At 43.2% G+C, this 19,236-nt stretch carries 16 protein-coding genes; 6 read left to right on the top strand and 10 right to left on the bottom strand.

Annotated features, from left to right (window positions below):
* Window positions 1-33: 33 nt before the first annotated feature.
* Both AACV32_RS13615 and AACV32_RS13610 read left to right on the top strand, forming a co-directional pair.
* Window positions 34-429 carry a PPC domain-containing DNA-binding protein gene (locus AACV32_RS13615; RefSeq protein WP_017042825.1) on the top strand — a complete coding sequence of 132 codons (396 nt, stop codon included), beginning with the start codon at window positions 34-36 and terminating at the stop codon, window positions 427-429.
* Between the two features lie 267 nt (window positions 430-696).
* The gene (locus AACV32_RS13610) at window positions 697-2,301 is read left to right on the top strand and encodes an ABC-F family ATPase (RefSeq protein WP_013867813.1); all 1,605 of its coding nucleotides are present in this window, start codon (window positions 697-699) and stop codon (window positions 2,299-2,301) included.
* A 156-nt stretch (window positions 2,302-2,457) separates the two neighbouring features.
* Here AACV32_RS13610 and AACV32_RS13605 read toward each other — a convergent pair whose 3' ends face one another.
* The 4 genes from AACV32_RS13605 to AACV32_RS13590 all read right to left on the bottom strand — a co-directional run bounded on the left by AACV32_RS13605 (window position 2,458) and on the right by AACV32_RS13590 (window position 6,267).
* Window positions 2,458-4,146: an SgrR family transcriptional regulator gene (locus AACV32_RS13605; protein WP_088733382.1), complete on the bottom strand. Its 1,689-nt coding sequence runs from the start codon at window positions 4,144-4,146 to the stop codon at window positions 2,458-2,460.
* Between the two features lie 79 nt (window positions 4,147-4,225).
* Window positions 4,226-4,459 carry a DUF3389 domain-containing protein gene (locus tag AACV32_RS13600; protein ID WP_010320752.1) on the bottom strand — a complete coding sequence of 78 codons (234 nt, stop codon included), beginning with the start codon at window positions 4,457-4,459 and terminating at the stop codon, window positions 4,226-4,228.
* A gap of 1 nt (window position 4,460) precedes the next feature.
* Entirely contained in the window at window positions 4,461-4,913 is a 453-nt protein-coding gene (locus AACV32_RS13595; RefSeq protein ID WP_010320753.1) for a hotdog fold thioesterase, read from the bottom strand.
* A gap of 271 nt (window positions 4,914-5,184) precedes the next feature.
* Window positions 5,185-6,267: a site-2 protease family protein gene (locus tag AACV32_RS13590; protein ID WP_026028495.1), complete on the bottom strand. Its 1,083-nt coding sequence runs from the start codon at window positions 6,265-6,267 to the stop codon at window positions 5,185-5,187.
* 203 nt (window positions 6,268-6,470) lie between these two features.
* Here AACV32_RS13590 and AACV32_RS13585 point away from each other — a divergent pair, with 203 nt between their 5' ends.
* Window positions 6,471-7,037 carry a PhnA domain-containing protein gene (locus AACV32_RS13585; RefSeq protein ID WP_026028496.1) on the top strand — a complete coding sequence of 189 codons (567 nt, stop codon included), beginning with the start codon at window positions 6,471-6,473 and terminating at the stop codon, window positions 7,035-7,037.
* A 150-nt stretch (window positions 7,038-7,187) separates the two neighbouring features.
* On the opposite strand, the gene AACV32_RS13580 is transcribed toward AACV32_RS13585, so the two are convergent.
* The 3 genes from AACV32_RS13580 to AACV32_RS13570 form a co-directional block, all read right to left on the bottom strand.
* Complete coding sequence (locus AACV32_RS13580; protein WP_017042819.1) at window positions 7,188-7,379, bottom strand: hypothetical protein; 192 nt, start codon at window positions 7,377-7,379, stop codon at window positions 7,188-7,190.
* A gap of 324 nt (window positions 7,380-7,703) precedes the next feature.
* A complete protein-coding gene (locus tag AACV32_RS13575) occupies window positions 7,704-8,654 on the bottom strand; it encodes a TerC/Alx family metal homeostasis membrane protein (RefSeq protein ID WP_170895279.1) in 951 nt (316 codons plus the stop codon).
* Between the two features lie 498 nt (window positions 8,655-9,152).
* The gene (locus AACV32_RS13570; protein WP_017045544.1) at window positions 9,153-10,892 is read right to left on the bottom strand and encodes a bifunctional metallophosphatase/5'-nucleotidase; all 1,740 of its coding nucleotides are present in this window, start codon (window positions 10,890-10,892) and stop codon (window positions 9,153-9,155) included.
* A 259-nt stretch (window positions 10,893-11,151) separates the two neighbouring features.
* Here AACV32_RS13570 and AACV32_RS13565 point away from each other — a divergent pair, with 259 nt between their 5' ends.
* Window positions 11,152-12,783: an ATP-dependent endonuclease gene (locus AACV32_RS13565; protein ID WP_026028965.1), complete on the top strand. Its 1,632-nt coding sequence runs from the start codon at window positions 11,152-11,154 to the stop codon at window positions 12,781-12,783.
* Between the two features lie 162 nt (window positions 12,784-12,945).
* On the opposite strand, the gene AACV32_RS13560 is transcribed toward AACV32_RS13565, so the two are convergent.
* Window positions 12,946-13,452, bottom strand: coding sequence for a DUF1097 domain-containing protein (locus tag AACV32_RS13560; RefSeq protein WP_013867824.1), 507 nt, complete (start codon window positions 13,450-13,452; stop codon window positions 12,946-12,948).
* Window positions 13,453-13,781: 329 nt separating this feature from the next.
* A complete protein-coding gene (locus AACV32_RS13555) occupies window positions 13,782-14,687 on the bottom strand; it encodes a LysR substrate-binding domain-containing protein (RefSeq protein ID WP_013867825.1) in 906 nt (301 codons plus the stop codon).
* A 239-nt stretch (window positions 14,688-14,926) separates the two neighbouring features.
* Between AACV32_RS13555 and focA the strand changes: the two genes are divergently transcribed.
* Complete coding sequence (gene focA / locus AACV32_RS13550; protein ID WP_170895278.1) at window positions 14,927-16,378, top strand: formate transporter FocA; 1,452 nt, start codon at window positions 14,927-14,929, stop codon at window positions 16,376-16,378.
* A gap of 107 nt (window positions 16,379-16,485) precedes the next feature.
* Here focA and AACV32_RS13545 read toward each other — a convergent pair whose 3' ends face one another.
* Entirely contained in the window at window positions 16,486-17,358 is an 873-nt protein-coding gene (locus AACV32_RS13545; RefSeq protein WP_170895277.1) for a YdcF family protein, read from the bottom strand.
* Window positions 17,359-17,663: 305 nt separating this feature from the next.
* Here AACV32_RS13545 and AACV32_RS13540 point away from each other — a divergent pair, with 305 nt between their 5' ends.
* Entirely contained in the window at window positions 17,664-19,148 is a 1,485-nt protein-coding gene (locus AACV32_RS13540; RefSeq protein WP_170895276.1) for a peptide MFS transporter, read from the top strand.
* Window positions 19,149-19,236 lie beyond the last annotated feature (88 nt).

Raw genomic sequence — 19,236 nt, 5'->3', positions numbered from 1 at the left:
AAACATAACCCATAATTTTATAACGAATTATCTATGATAAAAGTGACAGTGTCTCGCTTAATAAAAGGCCACGACTTAAAGCAATCCATTGCCGCGTTGATAAAGCAAGAGAACATACAAGCGGGTAACATCGCTTCTTGTGTCGGGTGCCTATCTGAAGTGCGCATCCGCCTCGCTGATGGCTCTTCAGAGCTACACCTTGTTGATGCATTTGAAATTGTCTCTTTGATAGGCACGCTAACCGCATCTCATCAACACTTGCACATTGCGGTTGCAGATAAAACAGGCAAAGTGATCGGTGGTCATCTTTTAGATGGTTGTCTTGTCAATACTACCGCAGAGCTGATTTTACATTCCTACCCTGACTTAGTGTTTGAGCGAGAATTTGATAATCAAACGGGCTACAGTGAGTTGGTGGCACCTTGTTAAAATCCCTTTAATGATAAAAGTGAATGCACATATACTAGTCTGCATTCTGTAAAATGTGGTGAAGCGTGTTTTTTATTCACCCATTTCTCCCCAATAACGATAGGCAATTCGACGTTGAGCAATTTCCGTCTGTGAGCTATCTCTCACATCTGTTCTTTTTGTAATAACTCTGTATAATTCGCCGCCTATTTAACCATTGTTTATGTTCTGCTGATTTGGCGTCTGCACATCACTGATTCGCTAAACTGAATACCTAGGAAAACTCTCTTGATCTCTACCGCAAATATCACCATGCAATTTGGCGCTGAGCCTTTATTTGAAAACATTTCTGCAAAATTCGGTAACGGCAATCGCTACGGTTTGATTGGCGCTAACGGCTGTGGTAAATCGACGTTCATGAAGATCTTGAGTGGCGCGTTAACTCCCAGCTCAGGCAACGTCTCCATTACACCAGGGCTAAAATTGGGTGTGCTGAGCCAAGATCAGTTTGCTTTCGAACAGTATACGGTAATTGATGCCGTAATTATGGGTGACCGTAAACTATGGGAGATCAAGCAAGAGCGTGACCGCATTTATTCATTAGCCGAGATGAGCGAAGCCGACGGCATGAAAGTCGCCGAGCTTGAGAGCGAATACGCTGAAATGGATGGTTACACCGCCGAAAGTCGCGCGGGAGATATTTTGTTGAAAGCGGGTATTGAGGAATCGTTTCATTTTGGTTTGATGCAGCAAGTGGCTCCTGGTTGGAAACTGCGCGTTTTGTTGGCGCAAGCCTTGTTTGCCAACCCAGATATTTTGCTGCTCGATGAGCCAACCAACAACTTAGACATCCACACCATTGGTTGGTTGGCTGAAGAACTTAATCAGCGTAAATGCACCATGATTATTATTTCCCATGACCGTCACTTTTTGAACTCAGTGTGTACCCATATGGCTGATATTGATTACGGTGAACTGCGTATTTATCCGGGTAATTATGAGTATTTTCTTGAAGCGTCAAGCTTGATTCGAGAGCAGTTGCTCTCTGGCAACGCGAAAAAAGCGGCCGAGATCAACGAACTGCAAGACTTCGTTAACCGCTTTGGTGCCAATGCTTCAAAAGCAAAACAGGCTAGCTCACGCGCAAAAAAAATGGACAAGATCAAGCTTGATGAAGTGAAATCCTCAAGCCGCATCAGTCCTTCGATTGATTTTGGTGAAGGTAAGAAACTGCATCGCCTTGCACTTGAACTACAAAATCTCGGCCACGCTTTTGACGATGAACAGCTCTTCAACGGTGGTAATCTGCTGCTTGAGGCGGGCTCACGTTTGGCGGTAATTGGTGAAAACGGCGTCGGTAAAACAACCTTTCTACGCTGCTTAGTCAAAGAGCTTCAGGCCAACCAAGGTGTGGTGAAGTGGTCTGAGAATGCCTCAATTGGCTATTGCCCTCAAGACAGTACTGTCGATTTTGATAACGATCTGACTATCTTTGATTGGATCTCGCAGTGGCGCACCGTAAAACATGATGATTTGATGGTGCGTGCCATTCTTGGCCGACTACTCTTTACAGCCGATGATGTGAATAAGAAAGCAAGAAACTGCTCGGGTGGTGAGAAGAACCGTCTGCTATTTGGCAAACTAATGATGCAAGATATCAACGTGCTGATCATGGACGAGCCAACCAACCACATGGATATGGAAGCGATTGAGGCGCTCAATAACGCGCTAAAGTCCTACACGGGGACACTGATTTTTGTTAGCCACGATCGCGAGTTTGTCTCTTCGCTGGCCACTTCGATCATTGATGTGAAAAACAAACAGTTGGTCTACTTCCAAGGAACGTACGATGAATACTTGGCTCATCAACAGAAGTTGTTAGCTGCGGCGTAATCAAACCAACGTCATAATTCTTGATACTTGTTGCCGCCAGAAATGACGGCAACAACGGATAATTTAGATTCTGCTGTTTACTCTTAGCTTATTTTATCGGCCACTGACAAGCCGCCTACTTGTAACTCCAAGTCGTTTGGGTATCACTGTGATTTGTTATAACTCTGGTTTAACCCAAACATTGCTAAAATCAAACCAGCCTAACGCGTTGCATTTCGCGTTTTGTAATGCACCACATTGATCTTTGCTTATCCCTAACCAACAGTGGAACATCGGGATAACTTGCTGTTTTTCTATCAAAGACTTGCCAATCTCTTTGGCCGGAAATATGGCATTTGGATCGGCGCGCCATTCATCCACTAACTGACACCAATACGAAAAATCTTCAGCGCGGCTTAAATGCTCGATATCACTGTAATCAAGTAACCATCCTGCTAACGCATCTTCTCTGTGGTTGGCAATTCCCATCGGTTTGACCCAAACATCGACAGCATCGGTGTCTTCAACCGTCAAATCATATTTAACAAGCTCCACCGAAATCCCATCTTCTTTTAACAGCTGTTGTATTGTTTTCACTAAGCTTGGAAACATAGGATGTTGAGCATGATATGCAATGGTGATCGAACGCTCACCCGGCGGTGTAGCGGCAACATCTCCCGATGACTGATGATACCAGCCCGGTTTCAAGCCATAAGCAGGTAACACCCCCAACTCGACCACTTTGTCTTCTGGTAATTGACGAAATAGGTTGAGAGTACTGAGCTTATTGGTAAGGTAGCTAGCCCAATTGACATCTGCGGCGACGCCATTTTTTCGATTGAGTAACAAGTAAGTACAGCCGGGATCAAGATCCACGTCTTCTGTAAATGAACCTCGCTTTGTTTTTATCGGATGCGATAAGCTAGGAAAAACCATCGAAGAATGTACTTCGTCAATCACCCACACTTCGACCCGGTCTAACAAAGGCCTAAATCCAAAATATCCATCAAACGCTTGCAAAACTAAGCGTTTTTCATCATTTAAAATGACTTTGTAAGGGCCAGTACCAATCGGCATTAAATCAAAATTATCACTACGATTGGACTCTGGTAGTAAAATCTTGGCACATGACTCAGATAAAAGAAGCGGTAAGCGACTATCCGCTTTTTGTAAAAAGATATCGATAACCCAATTGGAGGGCGAGCTGATCCTATCAAGATGAGAGAATAAATTCAGAAATCGCAATTCCCACAAACTTTGGATAACACCGTCGGTGGTAAGTAAATCACCATTGTGGAAACGAACCCCTGGGCGAAGATAAAAACGCCAATGTGTTGCTGTCACCGATTCCCATGTATGTGCGAGATCTGGCTGCAGCTGTTCATACTCATCTAGCCGCGTTAATCCACTAAAAATTTGCATTACGATATGTTGCTCAGATCGACGCATGGATTTTAGCGGGTTTAGCATTGAAAGCGGGCGATAATAAGGCAACCGTATGACTTGCAGACCTTCTTGATGCTGAACACCAAGATAGCTTTGGATCACTTGCGTCAGTTTCGCAGCATCTTGATCCAGTACTGAAAATGCATGGCCAATTTTACCTTCATCTAAGTATCGACGCGCAAGGTTTTCACTGACATCACTGCGACTACGTTTAAAAATGAGATCGGATAATTTTCCACGCCCCGCCGCAGGACGCCATTCTATCCAGCCTTCATCCTCCATTTTATTTAGAACAATACGCGCATTACGGCGTGTGCAGAAAAGGATCTCGGTGATCTCTTCTAGCTGGACACCAACATCTTGGCCGTTAAAGTGCTCAAATAAGGATTCAAATTGAACGCGAAGTCGTGGGCTACTCATAAAGAGGAAATCTCAGTTTATAAAAAACAGAGATAGTTTCCTCATTTTATATTGGTTATGCAATAGTCTTAATCACTGTTTAAAGAATATTACAGCCGAGCTGTTGAGAAAGTTGCTGAATTTGCTCTTCGTTGTCCAACTTAATCGACCATTTACTTTCTGAGCAATTTACAGAGATGACATTCGCCCCTCTCCCAATGAGCTGAACAGCATCGGCTTGGGCTTGTAGCGTGATGGCGAGATCACCCAATACTCGTACCACTAATTCATGGGGTGTTACGATGATTTTTCCACCTGAAAATTCAATCACCATTTTATAAATCAACCTTGATAGCTTGAGAACGGTTACGAATTTTTTGTACTGCGACCGTCAAACGGCTGGTGCACACCAAACGTTCGCGCTCATCAGTGATATTGATTTGCCATACTTGCGTTGAAATACCAAGATGGATAGGTGTCGCTGTTCCTATAACCATCCCCTCTCGCATGGCGCGAACATGATTAGCATTAATGTCTAACCCTACACAATAGTGTTCTTGATCCACACTGAAATTCGCGGCAACTGAACCTAGGGTTTCCGCAAGTACCACCGAGGCGCCACCATGCAGCATACCAAGCGGCTGATGGGTAAAGTGACAAACAGGCATGGTCGCAGACAAAGAGTGATCAGTATAATCGGTATAAATAATATTGAGATGCTCTATCAAGGTGTTTTTGGAGGTGGCGTTTAATGTTATTAAATCGATAGGCTTCTTCCAAATATCCATGCTTTTTTGTCTCATTCATCGTAAAAGAGATTCATTCTATACTTAAACAGTAACAACTTGCAGCGAGTAATCAGTCAGTTCCAGCGATTGAGATCCTGCCAACTACACATTTTCGAGACAGATCCGATCGCTCATAAATATTAACTGCAGTGTTGTCATTAGCCGTTTATCGGTGCTAAGAAGCCTCTTCATACAAAGATGTCATTTAAGCGCTTAAAGATGAGCACAAAAAGTGCTCTGATACATGGCTTACAAGTGTCAACGTACCGACTCAAGTACCTAAAATGCGTAATGGCAGTTGTAGCAGCTCATCCCCTGTCGTTGCAAAACCCCAAATAATAGCGATAAGCGCAGCCACTAAACTGACATACCAAAGTGAAGCTACAATTTGTCCATATCGATTCAGAGGTAGCAAATGACTTTGATGACGCTGCTTCCATTCCATTACAATTTCAATGCTGCCCATAATCAATAAAAAGCCGAACAGGGTTAATCCAAGCCAATAGCTCAAAATGACACCAGCGATCGCCGCAAGAGCACACAACGAAATCCCCAAAGTGCTGTTCATAGAAAAGCTGATGCTTTTTAACACGTGACCACCATCAAGCGGCAATATAGGCAATAGATTGAAGAGATTGAGAAAGGCATTAAAAACAGCAAGGCCGGCAAAAAATATCTCTCCTGTGATCCAGTACACGACAACCAGCACTACCGAGAGCAGCAAACCAAAAAATGGCCCCATAATTGAGATCACTACATCTTGCCAACGTGTATTGATTTTTTCATCACTTAATGCCAAGCCACCAAGAAATGGAATGAGATAAATGCCTTTAGTCTTCATACCAAAATACTTCATCGCTTTGATATGGCCAAATTCATGGAACACCAAACAGGCAATAAGCGCCATAGCAAACTGGAAGGAAAATAACCACGAATAGGCTGCGATACTTGCTGACGCCAGAACAACTTTAATCAGCTTGGCACTTTTCAGTGCTTTCATACCAAGTGAGACTAGACCAATAAGGCTAAAACGTCGCTCCGGCTTTGGCGGGCTATATGGTGTTTGTTTTTCAATGTCTTTTTCTGAACGCTCACCTTGCGTGACAATGTCACCATTGACTAATGCCTGATAACGAAGTTTAAAAGGTTGCCAACTCAGCTCGACATTCAGCTCACACTGGATCGGCGTTTCACCACTTAACAACTGAAATCTATGGGTCGTTGTCGTCTCGATATTCCCTGTCGCATCGCATTGCGCGACCAGTTGATTATCCCAATAGAGTTGCTGCCAACCTGACATTGAACCTTCGAGACGAAGTGATTTTCCTAAAAATGGAGCGGAAAGGAGTTCCACAGTGATACCTACATACAAACATAAAAACGGCGTTCATTATGCCTTTGAGCAATAACAGCGTAAAGCACGATGCCCATTTACTTACTATTGACGATGACTTAGTTCAATTCCCTCACGAATACCAAGCTTTTTGCCATCTCCCCTTTTAATTCCAGTCGTAACGTGGATAATACGCGCTTACATATTTTTACAAGGTGGGTACTATGTCTACTGAAGCAACTTTACTTGAACGCAGCCAATCAAAATGTGAGCTTTGTTCATCAGAATCTCCATTAGCTCCATTTGTGGTAGCGCCACACACTATGGTTACTGTTGACCATGCCGTTATGTTGTGTGATGTCTGCAAAGGCCAAATTGAGAACCCAGAAGCAGTAGATGTGAACCATTGGCGTTGTTTGAACGACAGCATGTGGAGCCAAGAGCAACCCGTTCAAGTACTGGCGTGGCGTCAACTTAAGCGCCTTGCGGCCACTGAGGGTTGGGCTCAAGACCTACTTGATATGATGTATCTTGAAGAAGAAGCTGCAAAATGGGCTGAAATTGGTATGGATGATGATGCAGAAAAGCCTCGTGATGTGAATGGCGTAGAACTGAAAAAAGGCGACGACGTGACCATCATTAAAGATCTCCCTATCAAAGGCTCAAGCCAAGTCATTAAACAGGGTACTGTGGTTCGCGGTATCAGTTTAAGCGACGATCCTAAGTTGATCTCTGGTAAAGCCAATGGCCAATCGATGTATATCATTGCTGAATACTGTCGCAAAAAATAATAGCCATTGACGAATAAAACAAAGGCGCAACTTAGTTTGCGCCTTTGTTTTTCGGAAACCGTTGTTTTCATGAGCAGTGAAACTAGTAAATTTTAAATACAAAAAAGCCGACGATTTAATCCGTCGGCTTTTACATCTCTACACATTGAATTAACGGTATAAACCGATATCTTTCTGCATGTGACCAGACAAATTATTCGCGTAGTAGCTGCGAGGTTCGCTGTGGTCGACAAACAGAATATCAACTAAATGTGCAATCAATCCTTTGAAGTTAACCGCGTAGGTTTTTTTATCCATAGAGGTAGGTGCTGTAATCGTACCCATATTCATTGCTTGTGCCATGATAGCCTCTCTGTTAATTCGGTAACTTACTTTGTTGAAATGAATTCTAGGTGATATTTTTTTGGTTAAAAAATGACAAATTTTCCACATTCAAATTAGTTATTCTAATGAAACAACCCCATAACAATGCATTTTTTTATTATCCACGATAATCGATTACTTATTCACATTAAGCTTTATTTGGTGAATTTAAATCTCAATGAAAAACAAAAACACCGGTTATTTACAAAACTTTCACATTAATGTTTTTATCGTCGGTTAGCTAAAGGATAAATAAAAAAATAGAGGTAAGTATTGTCAAACACTTACCTCCGTTTACTTATATTATGGCTTATTAGTAGCAGGTAATGGACTTCTCTGCTTATAGACAGAAGCCAACACCGCAATAATCATAGTGATTAACAGTACACCCAGTGAGACTGGTATCGGAATTTCCCACGCAGAACCGACTAGCATCATCTTAATACCAATGAAGATCATGATGAAGGAAAGCGCTGGTTTTAGGTAAATAAACTTATCCATCATCCCTTGCAACACAAAGTACAAAGACCGCAAACCAAGTAACGCAAACACGTTCGCTGCTAACACTAAAAAGGGTTCGCGGGTCACGGCAAAAATAGCCGGTATTGAATCTAATGCGAACATGACATCCATAAAAGCAATCACGCCAATCACAATCATCATTGGAGTCACAAACCATTGCTTATTGCGGCTCACAACCAAAGCATTCCCTTCGTAATGATCCGTCACATTGAACCAACGTCGAATCAGTTTCTCCGGCATTGGGTTTAGCTGTTCATCGCCTTTCTCACGCGCAAGTTGAATACCGGTCCACATAAGAAATAATGCAAACACATAAAGTAACCAATGATATTGTTCAAGCAGCTGCGCACCAATCACAATCATCACCGCTCGTAAACACAAAGCGCCGATCACTCCCCACAATAGAGCCCGCGGGCGTAAATGCTCTGGGACGGCGTATTGATGAAAAATAATCGCAAAGACGAATAAGTTATCAACACTTAACGATTTTTCTAACAAGTAACCAGTAATAAACGAGATCGTCGCCTTTTCGGCACTGTATGAACTGGTTGGTGCGTAACTATCCCAAAAGAAATAGATACTCGCGGCGAATGCAAACGCCAGCATAAACCAAATCACGCTCCAAACGGCAGCTTTAGTGATCGTGACTTTACCACCACGGGTTTGCCAAATATCGATAACAACAAGAAATAGAGTCAGAATTGCAAAGCTGAGATAGGTTGTTGGGGTCATATATCCTCCAAAGGCGGAAGGATAAGATGGGATTAACCGATCGAAACCTTCCGCAAACAAAAACCGCTGTTCATAATGAACAGAGCTGAATGCGTTGGTCTCGTCGAAATAAGCATTCCGTTTTTAACAGAAGGCTATTTATACTTACCGGATAAGCATGCGCTTAACGAGCTGACGATAAGTAAACAAAGGCGACTACTCCCCAATCAGCGCGGATTTTATGCCTATTGGATGCAAAGGTCCATAGCCGTGATCAAAAAAAGGAGCCATTTATGCTCCTTTTTAGCTTAGATTTTTATACGCCTGCCAGTGGTAATAAATACACCAATACAGACCATGCACTGACCCAAGCAACGACGACAGCAGCATCTAACCAATCTCTAATCCACATTATACTTTCCCCTTTCACATCTTCATGCACCTTCATCGGGTTGAAGATGCGTTAAGACTGAAAGTTAAAAAGCAAAGTCTATGCCAGTAAATTTATGTCAAACCGAGTTACTGATAATGATGTTGGGGTTGAGTTCCTGCGTGGTTAAGTATTTCAGGTTTTTCCGTCAGCAGTTCAATAAACGCATCGGCCATTGACACATTCGAAACAAAACCTTCTCCCTTCATTTTCAGTATCGCATCATATCCCTCTTTGCCTTTCATGGTATAGGCCGAAGAGGTTCCACAATAATAACTATTAAGATCAATAGGTTGCCAACCTTTTTGCTCATCAAATAACAACACATTTGTGATGCGTTGTCCTACAGGCCGATCGGCGGCATAAGTAAACGAGAGATTGTGGGTGTAAGGATAACTGCCAGAACCTGTGCCGTCGACCCCATTGCCCAGCGCATTATTAATTGCCCCTTCAAGCATCTCAATTAAGGTTTCTCCCTGCACTCGGTAGACACCAATAGGAACGGCAAAAGGCAATAAATTTCCGGCAATGTCTGCCACCGAAACTTGTCCGGCGTTGAGCGAGTTTCTGACTCCACCAGCGTTATGTATTGCAAACTGCACGGGGTGCCCTCTTTGCCGCATGGCATAGACGAATGATTGAGCCACCAAAGGAGCCAACTCACTCGGCCCAGTTTCATCAGGAATTCTGACGTGTCTTAAGAAACGATCAGCATGTGCGATAATATTTTGTTGCAGCTGACGTACTCGCGGCATGTATTTATCGATCAATATTCCTTGGACCTGCGGATCTTTCTTACACACCACCACATTAGGGTGCTGGCTTAAAAATTCGCACGCCGCTAAATGGGTGTTATCGGTGCCCGCTTCGCTCATGCTGGCATCAAGAAACAGTCGACGGCCAAGTAACAGTTCATTACGACCCTGAAATTTGTCCACTTTGCCATCGGCTGAAAAGTCGATATAACAATGACCTAAGCTCAAAGAATGATAACCGGATTGGACGACATAAGTGTCATTAATTCTTAAACCATACTCATCATCTTTCATCAGCCCTAGTGCACTAAAATCACCTTGTAATCGGTGGCTATGCCCGCCGACGACAACACTAATGCCTTCCACTTGCTGTGCGAGCTCAATGTCCGCTTCATAACCTAAATGGCTAAGTAGAACAATTTTGTTGATCCCTTTAGCGCGTATTTCAGCAACCGTATTTTTTGCCGTTTGGATAGCGTTAATAAATGGAGTATCGAGATCTGGGTTGGCAATATCAGCCATTTTATCGAGTGACAAGCCGAAAATTGCAATCGTTTCATCACCAGCCTGTTTTTCTATCCAGCGAGCGTATTTACCTTGAGGTTGATAACTTATCACTTGCGGGCTACCGGCTATTGGAAAAGGCTTATTCGATCTTTCATTGGAAAGATCCCAATTGCCAGCTAGCAATGGAAATTGAATACGTTTAACAAAATGGGCAACGGGTTCATTACCCATATCCAGTTCGTGATTGCCTAATGCCATCGCATCAAGATTCAATGCGTTGAGCATGTCCGCATTGGCTTTACCTTTAAATAGCGAGAAATAGAGCGTGCCTTGGAAACAATCCCCAGCGTGTAAAAATACAAAGGCTCGCTTCATACGCGCCGCATCTTCTTTCAATTGCTGAACTCGTGTTGCAATTCGTGCAAAACCGCCAGCGCTTACATACGGTGTTAAAGTCTGCTGTTGGATGTGGAGAGTCAATTGCAGCGATGTCGGTTCAAAATATGAGTGAGTGTCATTAATGTGTGCCAGCATAATTGATGCTGGTCTATTCTTTTTATGCATCATTTATCTTTCTCTTCTTTTTCCACTCTATCCTAGCTGAAGAATCATGACAGAATCGTGACTTTTATGAAACGAGTTTGAAAATATAATTACGCTAAGTCAACCTCATCACGCTTTGTAGCCTTTGTCTCATTCGGCTGCCCCTACATAAACACTTGATATGTGAGCCAGCAGCCTACTTATCTGCATAATTTCCATTATGCTTAAAGAAAAACAGACTCAGCGAGAAGCTAACTTGTTGAGTTATAAAAGGAGTCTGCCTATGCATCTAGAGCGAATTGAAATTTCCGGATTCAGAGGAATCAAACGTTTATCGCTCGCTTTTGATGAACTCACCACATTGATCGGTGAAAATACTTGGGGTAAGTCCTCATTGTTGGACGCCTTATCAGTAGTGCTACCAGCCAACGGTGTACCTTATCAATTTGAAATGCAAGATTTCCACGTCGATTACTCTATCGCTCATCCTCAAACTCAGCATTTACAAATTGTCTTAAGCTTTGTTTCTACAGACAAAAATGAATCTCGATCCGGCCGTTATCGTAAGCTGAGGCCGATTTGGGTTGAAGATGAAACGGGTACGAAACGGATATTCTATCGCATCAGTGCCACTCGTGAGCGATATGATATTACCACTCGCTACCTGTTTTTAGACCTCGAAGGCAATCCACTACCGCTGCATCATTCCGAAAAATTAGCGCAAGAGCTGATGAGCTTACACCCAGTGATCCGTTTGAAAGATTCACGGCGTTTCGAGCGACCTTTCGTTAATGGTAACGGTAAAAATTCTCGCGCCGAAAAACGCATTGATAATACCTGTCGTCGTTTACTGGCCATCCCTGGGCATGTCAACAAAGGCGAAATGAGAAGTAGCCTTAACTCAATGAATGTATTAGTTGATCACTATTTTTCATTCAAAAGTCAGACACGTAAAAACCCAAGACAGCAACGTGACAGCTTAGTCTATTCCAGCCCAACCGCCGATAAAAACATAAGCCAATTTGTTGAAGAAACTAAAAATAAGCAAACTCGTTTGCTGTTGATGGGCTTACTCAATGCTTATCTGCAAGCCAAAGGCCCAACTGACCTACGACGTTGCGCTAGGCCGCTGCTGATTATCGAAGATCCCGAAGGTCGATTGCACCCTACTCATCTGGCGCGCGCTTGGAGTTTACTTCAACTATTACCCATGCAGAAAATTCTCACAACGAACAGTGGTGATCTGCTTGGCTCTGTTCCCCTTCATTCGATTCGGCGTTTGGTGCGTACTTCTGACCGTACCATTGCAAATTCGATGATCTCTCGTGGATTGAGTAAGGACGAACTACGACGTATCGGTTTTCACATTCGTTTTCATCGTTCAGGGGTGCTTTTTGCTCGCTGCTGGTTGTTGGTTGAAGGAGAAACTGAGGTGTGGCTGTTTAGTGAGCTGGCTCGCCAGTGTGGCTATAACCTAGCCGCCGAAGGAGTACAAATTGTCGAATTTGCTCAATCTGGCCTGAAGTCCTTAATTAAAGTGGCGAAAGCGTTTGGCATTGACTGGCATGTCGTGACTGATGGCGATCCCGCAGGCAAAAAATATTCGTCAACGGTACGCGGTATGCTAACAGGTGATCAAGAACGGCATCGCCTGACCGAACTTCCCGATCGAGATATCGAACATTTTCTGTACTCTCATGGCTTTGAACACTTCTTCAAAGATTTGATTAAAATACCTTACGATCATCCAATCCCTGCGAAAAAAGTGGTCACACGTGTGCTGAAAAAACACGCGAAACCTGATTTGGCGCTTGCCATCGTTTCCCATTGTGAACAACAAGGTGTGGACTTTATTCCTGTACTGCTGCGCTGGACACTAAAACGCGTGATTACGATGGCCAATGGCCACACGTAAAAAAAGGCACACATGATTGTGTGCCTCGTATCATTTTCATTTCGCTATATGTGACTAATCTTATATTGAATGGGTATATCAACAATTTTGATGAATCGATACGGATCAATTGGCGTAACCTTTACCAATGCGGATTTCACCAACATTAGTCTTAAACACAAATTAACAAGTTGAGGATTTAGAACGCGTTTCAACAGTTGCGCTATCGCTCAACGTTGGCTGGTTAGATCGTTGATGCAACCACATACCACTTGTTTTCATCGCAAAGCCAAAAATGCCACCTAATAAAAGTGATGGAATAACCAGTTGCCAATCACCACCCGCAGCAAAAGTGGCACAAGCGCCAATAAAGGTTCCAGGGATATAACCAAGCCACGCTTTCGACGCTTGAATGCACATTAAAAATGCCACTACCGCAGTGACAACGTAACCCAAAATATCCAAGCTCACCAAACTGGATGAATGAATAATGACCATTGCCCAAAAAACGCCACTGATATTAGTTATCAAACTTTCTGCAAGACCTTTAATACCCTCGGTTGGAGAGGCAAAATAACTCGTACATCCTAAAAAGCCAGCCCATGATAGTAAGCCTAACGAAACGGCTATCCAGCCCCAAACACCAGAAAGAATGCCTGTCGTTAGTGAAATTGCAAATAGTGTGCTCATAGCGCCCTCATTTAGCCGCTATCTGCCTGTCATTTAACAAGCCGTTGCTATAGCGACATCAATAAATCAAGTGCCGATATTAAAAGCTTCAACCACAGATGACTAGTGACCTAAGTCATGAAATAAATGCAATGACTGCACTTATTTCATTGAAATGTTGACGCAAGCGATAAATCAACACATTTGAAGTGCTTTTTAATCGAGCATGAGCGTTAGATTAGGCGATGAGGGTGTGTGACATGATGCTAAATGCGAACACTCAACAGCTTCACTTATCACACCCCCATATTGAGAAGTAACAAAGTAAATCATAACCAAGATTAACAAGCTTAAAGTACGCTTGGTCGTCCTTTCATCATGCGCAGTCCTTCACGCTTAATGCACTCAACCAACGGGTTTTCAGCCATATCTGCCCGCCAAATAAACGACAAGGTTCTTTCCATATTCAGATCAGGCACATTGAGCGCTACCAGTTGGCCATTCTCAATAAAGCGTTCTACATCGAGGTAAGGTAAACAAGTTAAGTACGGACCATTCGCAACCATACTGCGTAGCACAGGAACATGTTCGTACTCTCGCCACACATCTAAATCGGAAATAAGATGGTGAATCGAGCTATCAAAAATATTGCGAGTGCCAGAACCGTGCTCTCTTAACACCCATTTGGCTTGTTCAAGCTGTGCAAGACTCACCGTTTTACATTTGGCAAAAGGATGATGAGCCGAAGCTATCACTGTTAGGTGATCTCGACACCACACTTCTTGGGAAATGCGGTTATCATCGCATCGACCTTCAATGATACCAAGGTCATATTTGTAGTCAAGGATGCCATCGATCACCCCTTTGGTGCTTTTCACACCAAGCTCAATACGCATCTCTGGGAAATCGTTATCAAGAATGCTGATAAGGTCTGGAACGAGGTGCTCGGCAGGGGTCTGGCTGGCCCCCATACTGATTTCACCGCTAAGCAAGTGCTGATCATAAAAGCCCATTTCGATCTGCTGAGCATCTTGTAATAAACGCTTCGCTTTCGGCCTAAGCCACATTCCCCAATGAGTCAATGCCATCTGCTTTCCTTGTCTTTCAAACAAAGGGCGACCTAACATTTTTTCCAATTGTGCTAGCGACATACTGGTCGCGGATTGAGTTAACGCTAATTTATCCGCAGCTTGACTGACGCTGCCACTATCGGCAACAGCATCGAAAACTGCTAATTGTTTGAGTGAATACCGCACTGCTTTTCCTATTTAGCTTTCATCTACTGCGCGCCACACCTTTAATTTCAAGGGAGTTAATATGCGCAAACGGTTTCATTCTACTCTTTCATTTATTCATATCAATTCATTTGATGAGTAATCTAAAAATTATCAATTTTACTACTTCATGACCCGTTCGTTAGTCTGTATGGGAAGCAAGGCATGACGCTTTGTTTGAACTTGGGAGGTAATTATGAAATTGAGCTTTGGGAGCGTGTATGTCAGCAGCCTATTCTGAAAATAAACAGCTGTTCTCACCGATTGAGATGATGGCAGAAGCCGAGAAATTTGCATTAAGCAAAGCCAAGAAAAGCAGCGGTATGACACTGAGCCTTGCCATTATGGCTGGTGCCTTTATCGGCTTAGCATTTTTGTTCTACATCACGGTCACAACAGGCAGTGCTAACGCAGGTTGGGGGCTCAGTCGGTTAGCGGGTGGTTTAGCCTTTAGCATGGGGCTGATTTTAATCGTGATTTGTGGCGGTGAACTGTTCACCAGTTCCGTATTGTCGAGCATTTCTTGGGCCAATAAACAAATCAGCTTTAGCAAAATGTTATCCATTTGGGGCAAGGTTTATATCGGTAACTTCATTGGTGCCATGTTCTTACTGCTTTTGGTTACTGGGGCTGGTCTCTATCAGTTGGATGATGGTCAATGGGGGTTGAATGCGCTGAACATCGCGCAGCACAAACTGCACCATACACCTGTTCAAGCATTTTCTCTTGGGGTGCTATGTAACTTACTGGTTTGTCTTGCTATTTGGTTAACGTTTAGCTCTGCCAATGCAATGACCAAAGCCGCAATGACAATTTTGCCTGTGGCGATGTTCGTCTCTAGCGGCTTTGAGCACTGCGTAGCCAACATGTTTATGGTCCCTTTAGGCATTGTGATTCAAAACTTTGCACCAGAGAGCTTCTGGCAGCAGATCGGTATCAGTGCCACTCATTACGCAGATTTGAATATTCATCAATTTGTGGTGGCAAACCTTATCCCAGTGACTTTGGGCAATATTGTCGGCGGTGCTGTGTTGGTTGGTCTCGCCAACTGGTCTATTTTCCGCCGTCCACAACTTAAAGCCGCAAACATTAGCACTATAACGGAAACAGCAACAATTACGTCAGTGAAGGAAACGAAAATGAATAAAGCAATTACAGTTAAAGACATTATGAACACCCAACCTGTAACTCTAGGCGTGGAAATGCCAACCGCAGTTGCCATTGATATGTTGCTGGATAACCAGCTCGATAGTGCACCTGTGGTTGATGTGGCTGGTCGTTTGGTCGGGTTTTTCTCAGCTCACGATGTCATGGTGGATTTATGGTGCCAAGACTACCTCCCTACCGAAGGGCAAAAAGTGGTGGATCTTATGAGCCGCGATGTTATCGCCATCGATGCATCTGACCGTCTGATTGATATCGCCGAGTTTTTATGCATCGATAAAGAACAGTTATACCATACTACTAGCATGGGTATTGCTACCCGTTTTAGCTCACTCTCTTTAGAAGAGCGCGCAAAAAGCATGAAAGTGAACAAACCACAAAATCTCCCCGTCCTTGAAGATGGCAAGTTTGTCGGTATGCTAACTCGTAACCATGTACTGGCAGCACTACGTCCAATTTATGGCGAGCGTCTAAGCGTGGTCAAAGAGCGTACGTTAGAAACGGCTTAACACGTTGTTTTGTTCAAAACGGTTTTTGGTCAGGAAATAAGTCGCTTGACTAAAAAGCAAAGACCCCGCATTGCGGGGTCTCTTTGATTCATCTATTTCGCTTGTTACTATCCCTGACGCCACCAACGTCCGACGCACGGGTTTTCAGGATCAAGATATCGATTCAATAACGTTAAGTTGCTGTCGAACAAAATGAGATAGGGTTGAATCTCACTGACATTTAACGCCCCCTTTGTGGCATTGATACACTGCATCAATAAATCCGTAAGACAGCGAACAAAAACCCACTTTGGGTTGTCTGCGATTTTATGGTTGATCGCTAAAATAGCCTCATATGCGATTTGGTAAGGAATGGCTCTCACTTGCGTGAGATCGCGCAAGTGAGAGCCAGCCACAACACCTTCAAGATAGACACGGTAAGTCGTTAGTTGATCGACCAATAGAAACAGTTCCGCGGCTAAATGCGTATAAGGGTATTTCACCGCTAGGTGATCGTGCAGATCCGGTGAAATAGCCAGCGTGATCCCCATCATTTCACAGCGTTGTTTTAGCACTCGCAGTAACCCTTGTTCATCCATTAGTTGCTGAATTTCAAAAATACGCTGCAAGTGATAGTCGTTAGAAATGAAAGTGACAGGTAGTATTTTTTGTGTGTCAATGTCACCGTTTTTTTGCAGCTCTAACGCGACGTTCTCGATATTTTCCACTGTGCTGGTCGAGTGTTCTTCCAGCAAAATGCGGTTATTCGAAAGTGACACATTGAGCCGAGTAAGCTCCGATTGAAGGTAATGATACATAGCCTTCGCTTCAGAAATCTGTTGCCCTAGCGTGAGCCCACCGCATAAAGCAATGACACTATGATCGATGTCATGACGTTGTAACGCCTTAACGAGGCCATCAACACGGCTACGCCCTTCTAATGTTAATTGCTGATCAACAAGTCGTTTACCCAATACGATATAAAGATGCTCGGCTACCATCGTTATTTTTCTCTCTCCATTCCAGCCACCATAAAACTTGTGTCATAGCAATCGACACCAAGAAAGCAGCAGTATTAAAACGTATGGTTTGGTAACACGTAAATACTCCTACATGTGCATAGTGCTTGAGTCAAAAAATAAAATAAACAATCGCTTTTTAAACATTACTCAAACGATAGCCACGCATTAGAAATGCTCGTGCATAAAGTAAGGTTTCTGCGATAATTGTTTCAATTTATTTATAACTACCGATGATAAAATCCACAGGAATAAAATCTAAAAATCCACTACATGGAGAGATTAATATGTGGAATAAACTCAATAAATCAATGATGTTCTGCCAAATGATGTTTGGCTTATCATTTTACGGGGTAATGGTTATCCTAACCCGTTTTTTTCTAGAAGATTTGGATTATAACGAAGCCGATACCATGATGGTGGTAGGAGCATTTTCATCCATTGGCCCCCTTTTTGCGATCGCTGGTGGTTTTATTGCCGATAAGTTCCTTGGCGCTTATCGTTCATTAACCATTGCCTACGGCGCTTTTGCTCTTGGTTACACACTACTGGTGCTGGGTGCCTCAACAACCAACGTCGCGATGGCATTAGCAGGCATCGCTTTAGCGAGCTACGCACGCGGATTAATGTCTCCTTCTTACCCCAGTTTATATAAACGCACTTTTAGCTCTCAAGAACATTTTGAAAACTGTTACCCTGTCAATTATTCGGTAAACAATGTGGGAGCACTACTTGGTCAATATTTATTCCCGATGTTTGTTTTAGTGATCGGTTTTCACGGTAGCTTTATGCTCTCAGCCATTTTGGCAGCGTTCGCCTTTGCCACTTTAATTGTGTTTAATAAATCATTAGTGAATGCTGCAGCTGAGATTGATCAAACTCCCGTAAGCGTGAAAAACTGGATCGCCTTTTGTGCAGTATCATGCGCGATGGTTGGGCTAGTTTTCTTCATGTTTTCTAATATGGACATCGGTCAAAACATCGTTTATGCCATTGGTGCCGCTGCCATTTTTTACTTCATCTTTTTGATGTTTAAAGCGAATCGATCCGATACCTTGAAAATGGGCACTATTCTTATCATGACGGTGCTCACCACCTGTTTCTTTGTCTATTACGGGCAAATGATGACCTCCATGACCATGGTAACCATTAATACGATGCGTGGTGACTTATTTGGATTAATTCCAATCGCTCCTGAAGCATCAATGGCGATGAACCCACTGTGGTGCATTGTTGCTGGGCCAGTCATTGCTATGACTTTCTCTTCACTGGAAAAGCGAGGCATTAATTTTTCAACAGCCACTAAAATTGGCTTTGCATTCATCTTTACCGCCATTGCATTTGGCATTTTAACCATGGCAGTCATGAATATTGGTGTTGATGTTGTCATCAGACCAGAAGTCTTTTTGATGATCCACTTCTTCCAAGCTTTTGCGGAAGTCATTGTTGGTAGTTTAGTAGTGGCCTTCATTTTGTCAGTGGCTCCCAAGCACATCGAAAACTTTTCGGTTAGCCTCTTTTCAGTCGCCATCGCCTTAAGCGGCATTGTGGGTGCGGTGTTCTCAACCTCCATCGCATTAGAAAAAGGTCAAGTGATCAGTCAGCATATCGTCCAAAGCGTTTATGGCGACTACTTTAAAATGCTCACGATCTTAGCCGTAGTGATGGTAGCAGTGGCCATCGTCGCTTCATTGGTTGTTCGAAAAATGCTTGAAGCATCAAAAATGAACGAACGGGATGAACTTGCAGAAGTTGCACCTAACGAAGTTTAAACATCAGCAAAATGTGAGCATTATTAAGCCTCATACCATTATGCGTATGGGGCTTTTTATCTGCAAAGTTACATATTCCCATCTCTTC

This window comes from Vibrio sp. B7 (assembly GCF_963888765.1).
In the GTDB taxonomy this organism is placed as follows: domain Bacteria; phylum Pseudomonadota; class Gammaproteobacteria; order Enterobacterales; family Vibrionaceae; genus Vibrio; species Vibrio anguillarum.
Note: the sequence above shows the minus strand (reverse complement) of the source record. Positions and strands in the feature narration are given on the sequence as shown.

Excerpts from the sequence above, each read along its gene's own strand:
- AACV32_RS13615 (WP_017042825.1), top strand. The coding sequence starts at position 34 with ATGATAAAAGTGACAGTGTCTCGCTTAATAAAAGGCCACGACTTAAAG.
- AACV32_RS13605 (WP_088733382.1), bottom strand. The coding sequence starts at position 4,146 with ATGAGTAGCCCACGACTTCGCGTTCAATTTGAATCCTTATTTGAGCAC.
- AACV32_RS13600 (WP_010320752.1), bottom strand. The coding sequence starts at position 4,459 with ATGGTGATTGAATTTTCAGGTGGAAAAATCATCGTAACACCCCATGAA.
- AACV32_RS13595 (WP_010320753.1), bottom strand. The coding sequence starts at position 4,913 with ATGGATATTTGGAAGAAGCCTATCGATTTAATAACATTAAACGCCACC.
- AACV32_RS13585 (WP_026028496.1), top strand. The coding sequence starts at position 6,471 with ATGTCTACTGAAGCAACTTTACTTGAACGCAGCCAATCAAAATGTGAG.
- AACV32_RS13580 (WP_017042819.1), bottom strand. The coding sequence starts at position 7,379 with ATGGCACAAGCAATGAATATGGGTACGATTACAGCACCTACCTCTATG.
- AACV32_RS13575 (WP_170895279.1), bottom strand. The coding sequence starts at position 8,654 with ATGACCCCAACAACCTATCTCAGCTTTGCAATTCTGACTCTATTTCTT.
- AACV32_RS13570 (WP_017045544.1), bottom strand. The coding sequence starts at position 10,892 with ATGATGCATAAAAAGAATAGACCAGCATCAATTATGCTGGCACACATT.
- AACV32_RS13565 (WP_026028965.1), top strand. The coding sequence starts at position 11,152 with ATGCATCTAGAGCGAATTGAAATTTCCGGATTCAGAGGAATCAAACGT.
- AACV32_RS13560 (WP_013867824.1), bottom strand. The coding sequence starts at position 13,452 with ATGAGCACACTATTTGCAATTTCACTAACGACAGGCATTCTTTCTGGT.
- focA (WP_170895278.1), top strand. The coding sequence starts at position 14,927 with ATGTCAGCAGCCTATTCTGAAAATAAACAGCTGTTCTCACCGATTGAG.
- AACV32_RS13545 (WP_170895277.1), bottom strand. The coding sequence starts at position 17,358 with ATGGTAGCCGAGCATCTTTATATCGTATTGGGTAAACGACTTGTTGAT.
- AACV32_RS13540 (WP_170895276.1), top strand. The coding sequence starts at position 17,664 with ATGTGGAATAAACTCAATAAATCAATGATGTTCTGCCAAATGATGTTT.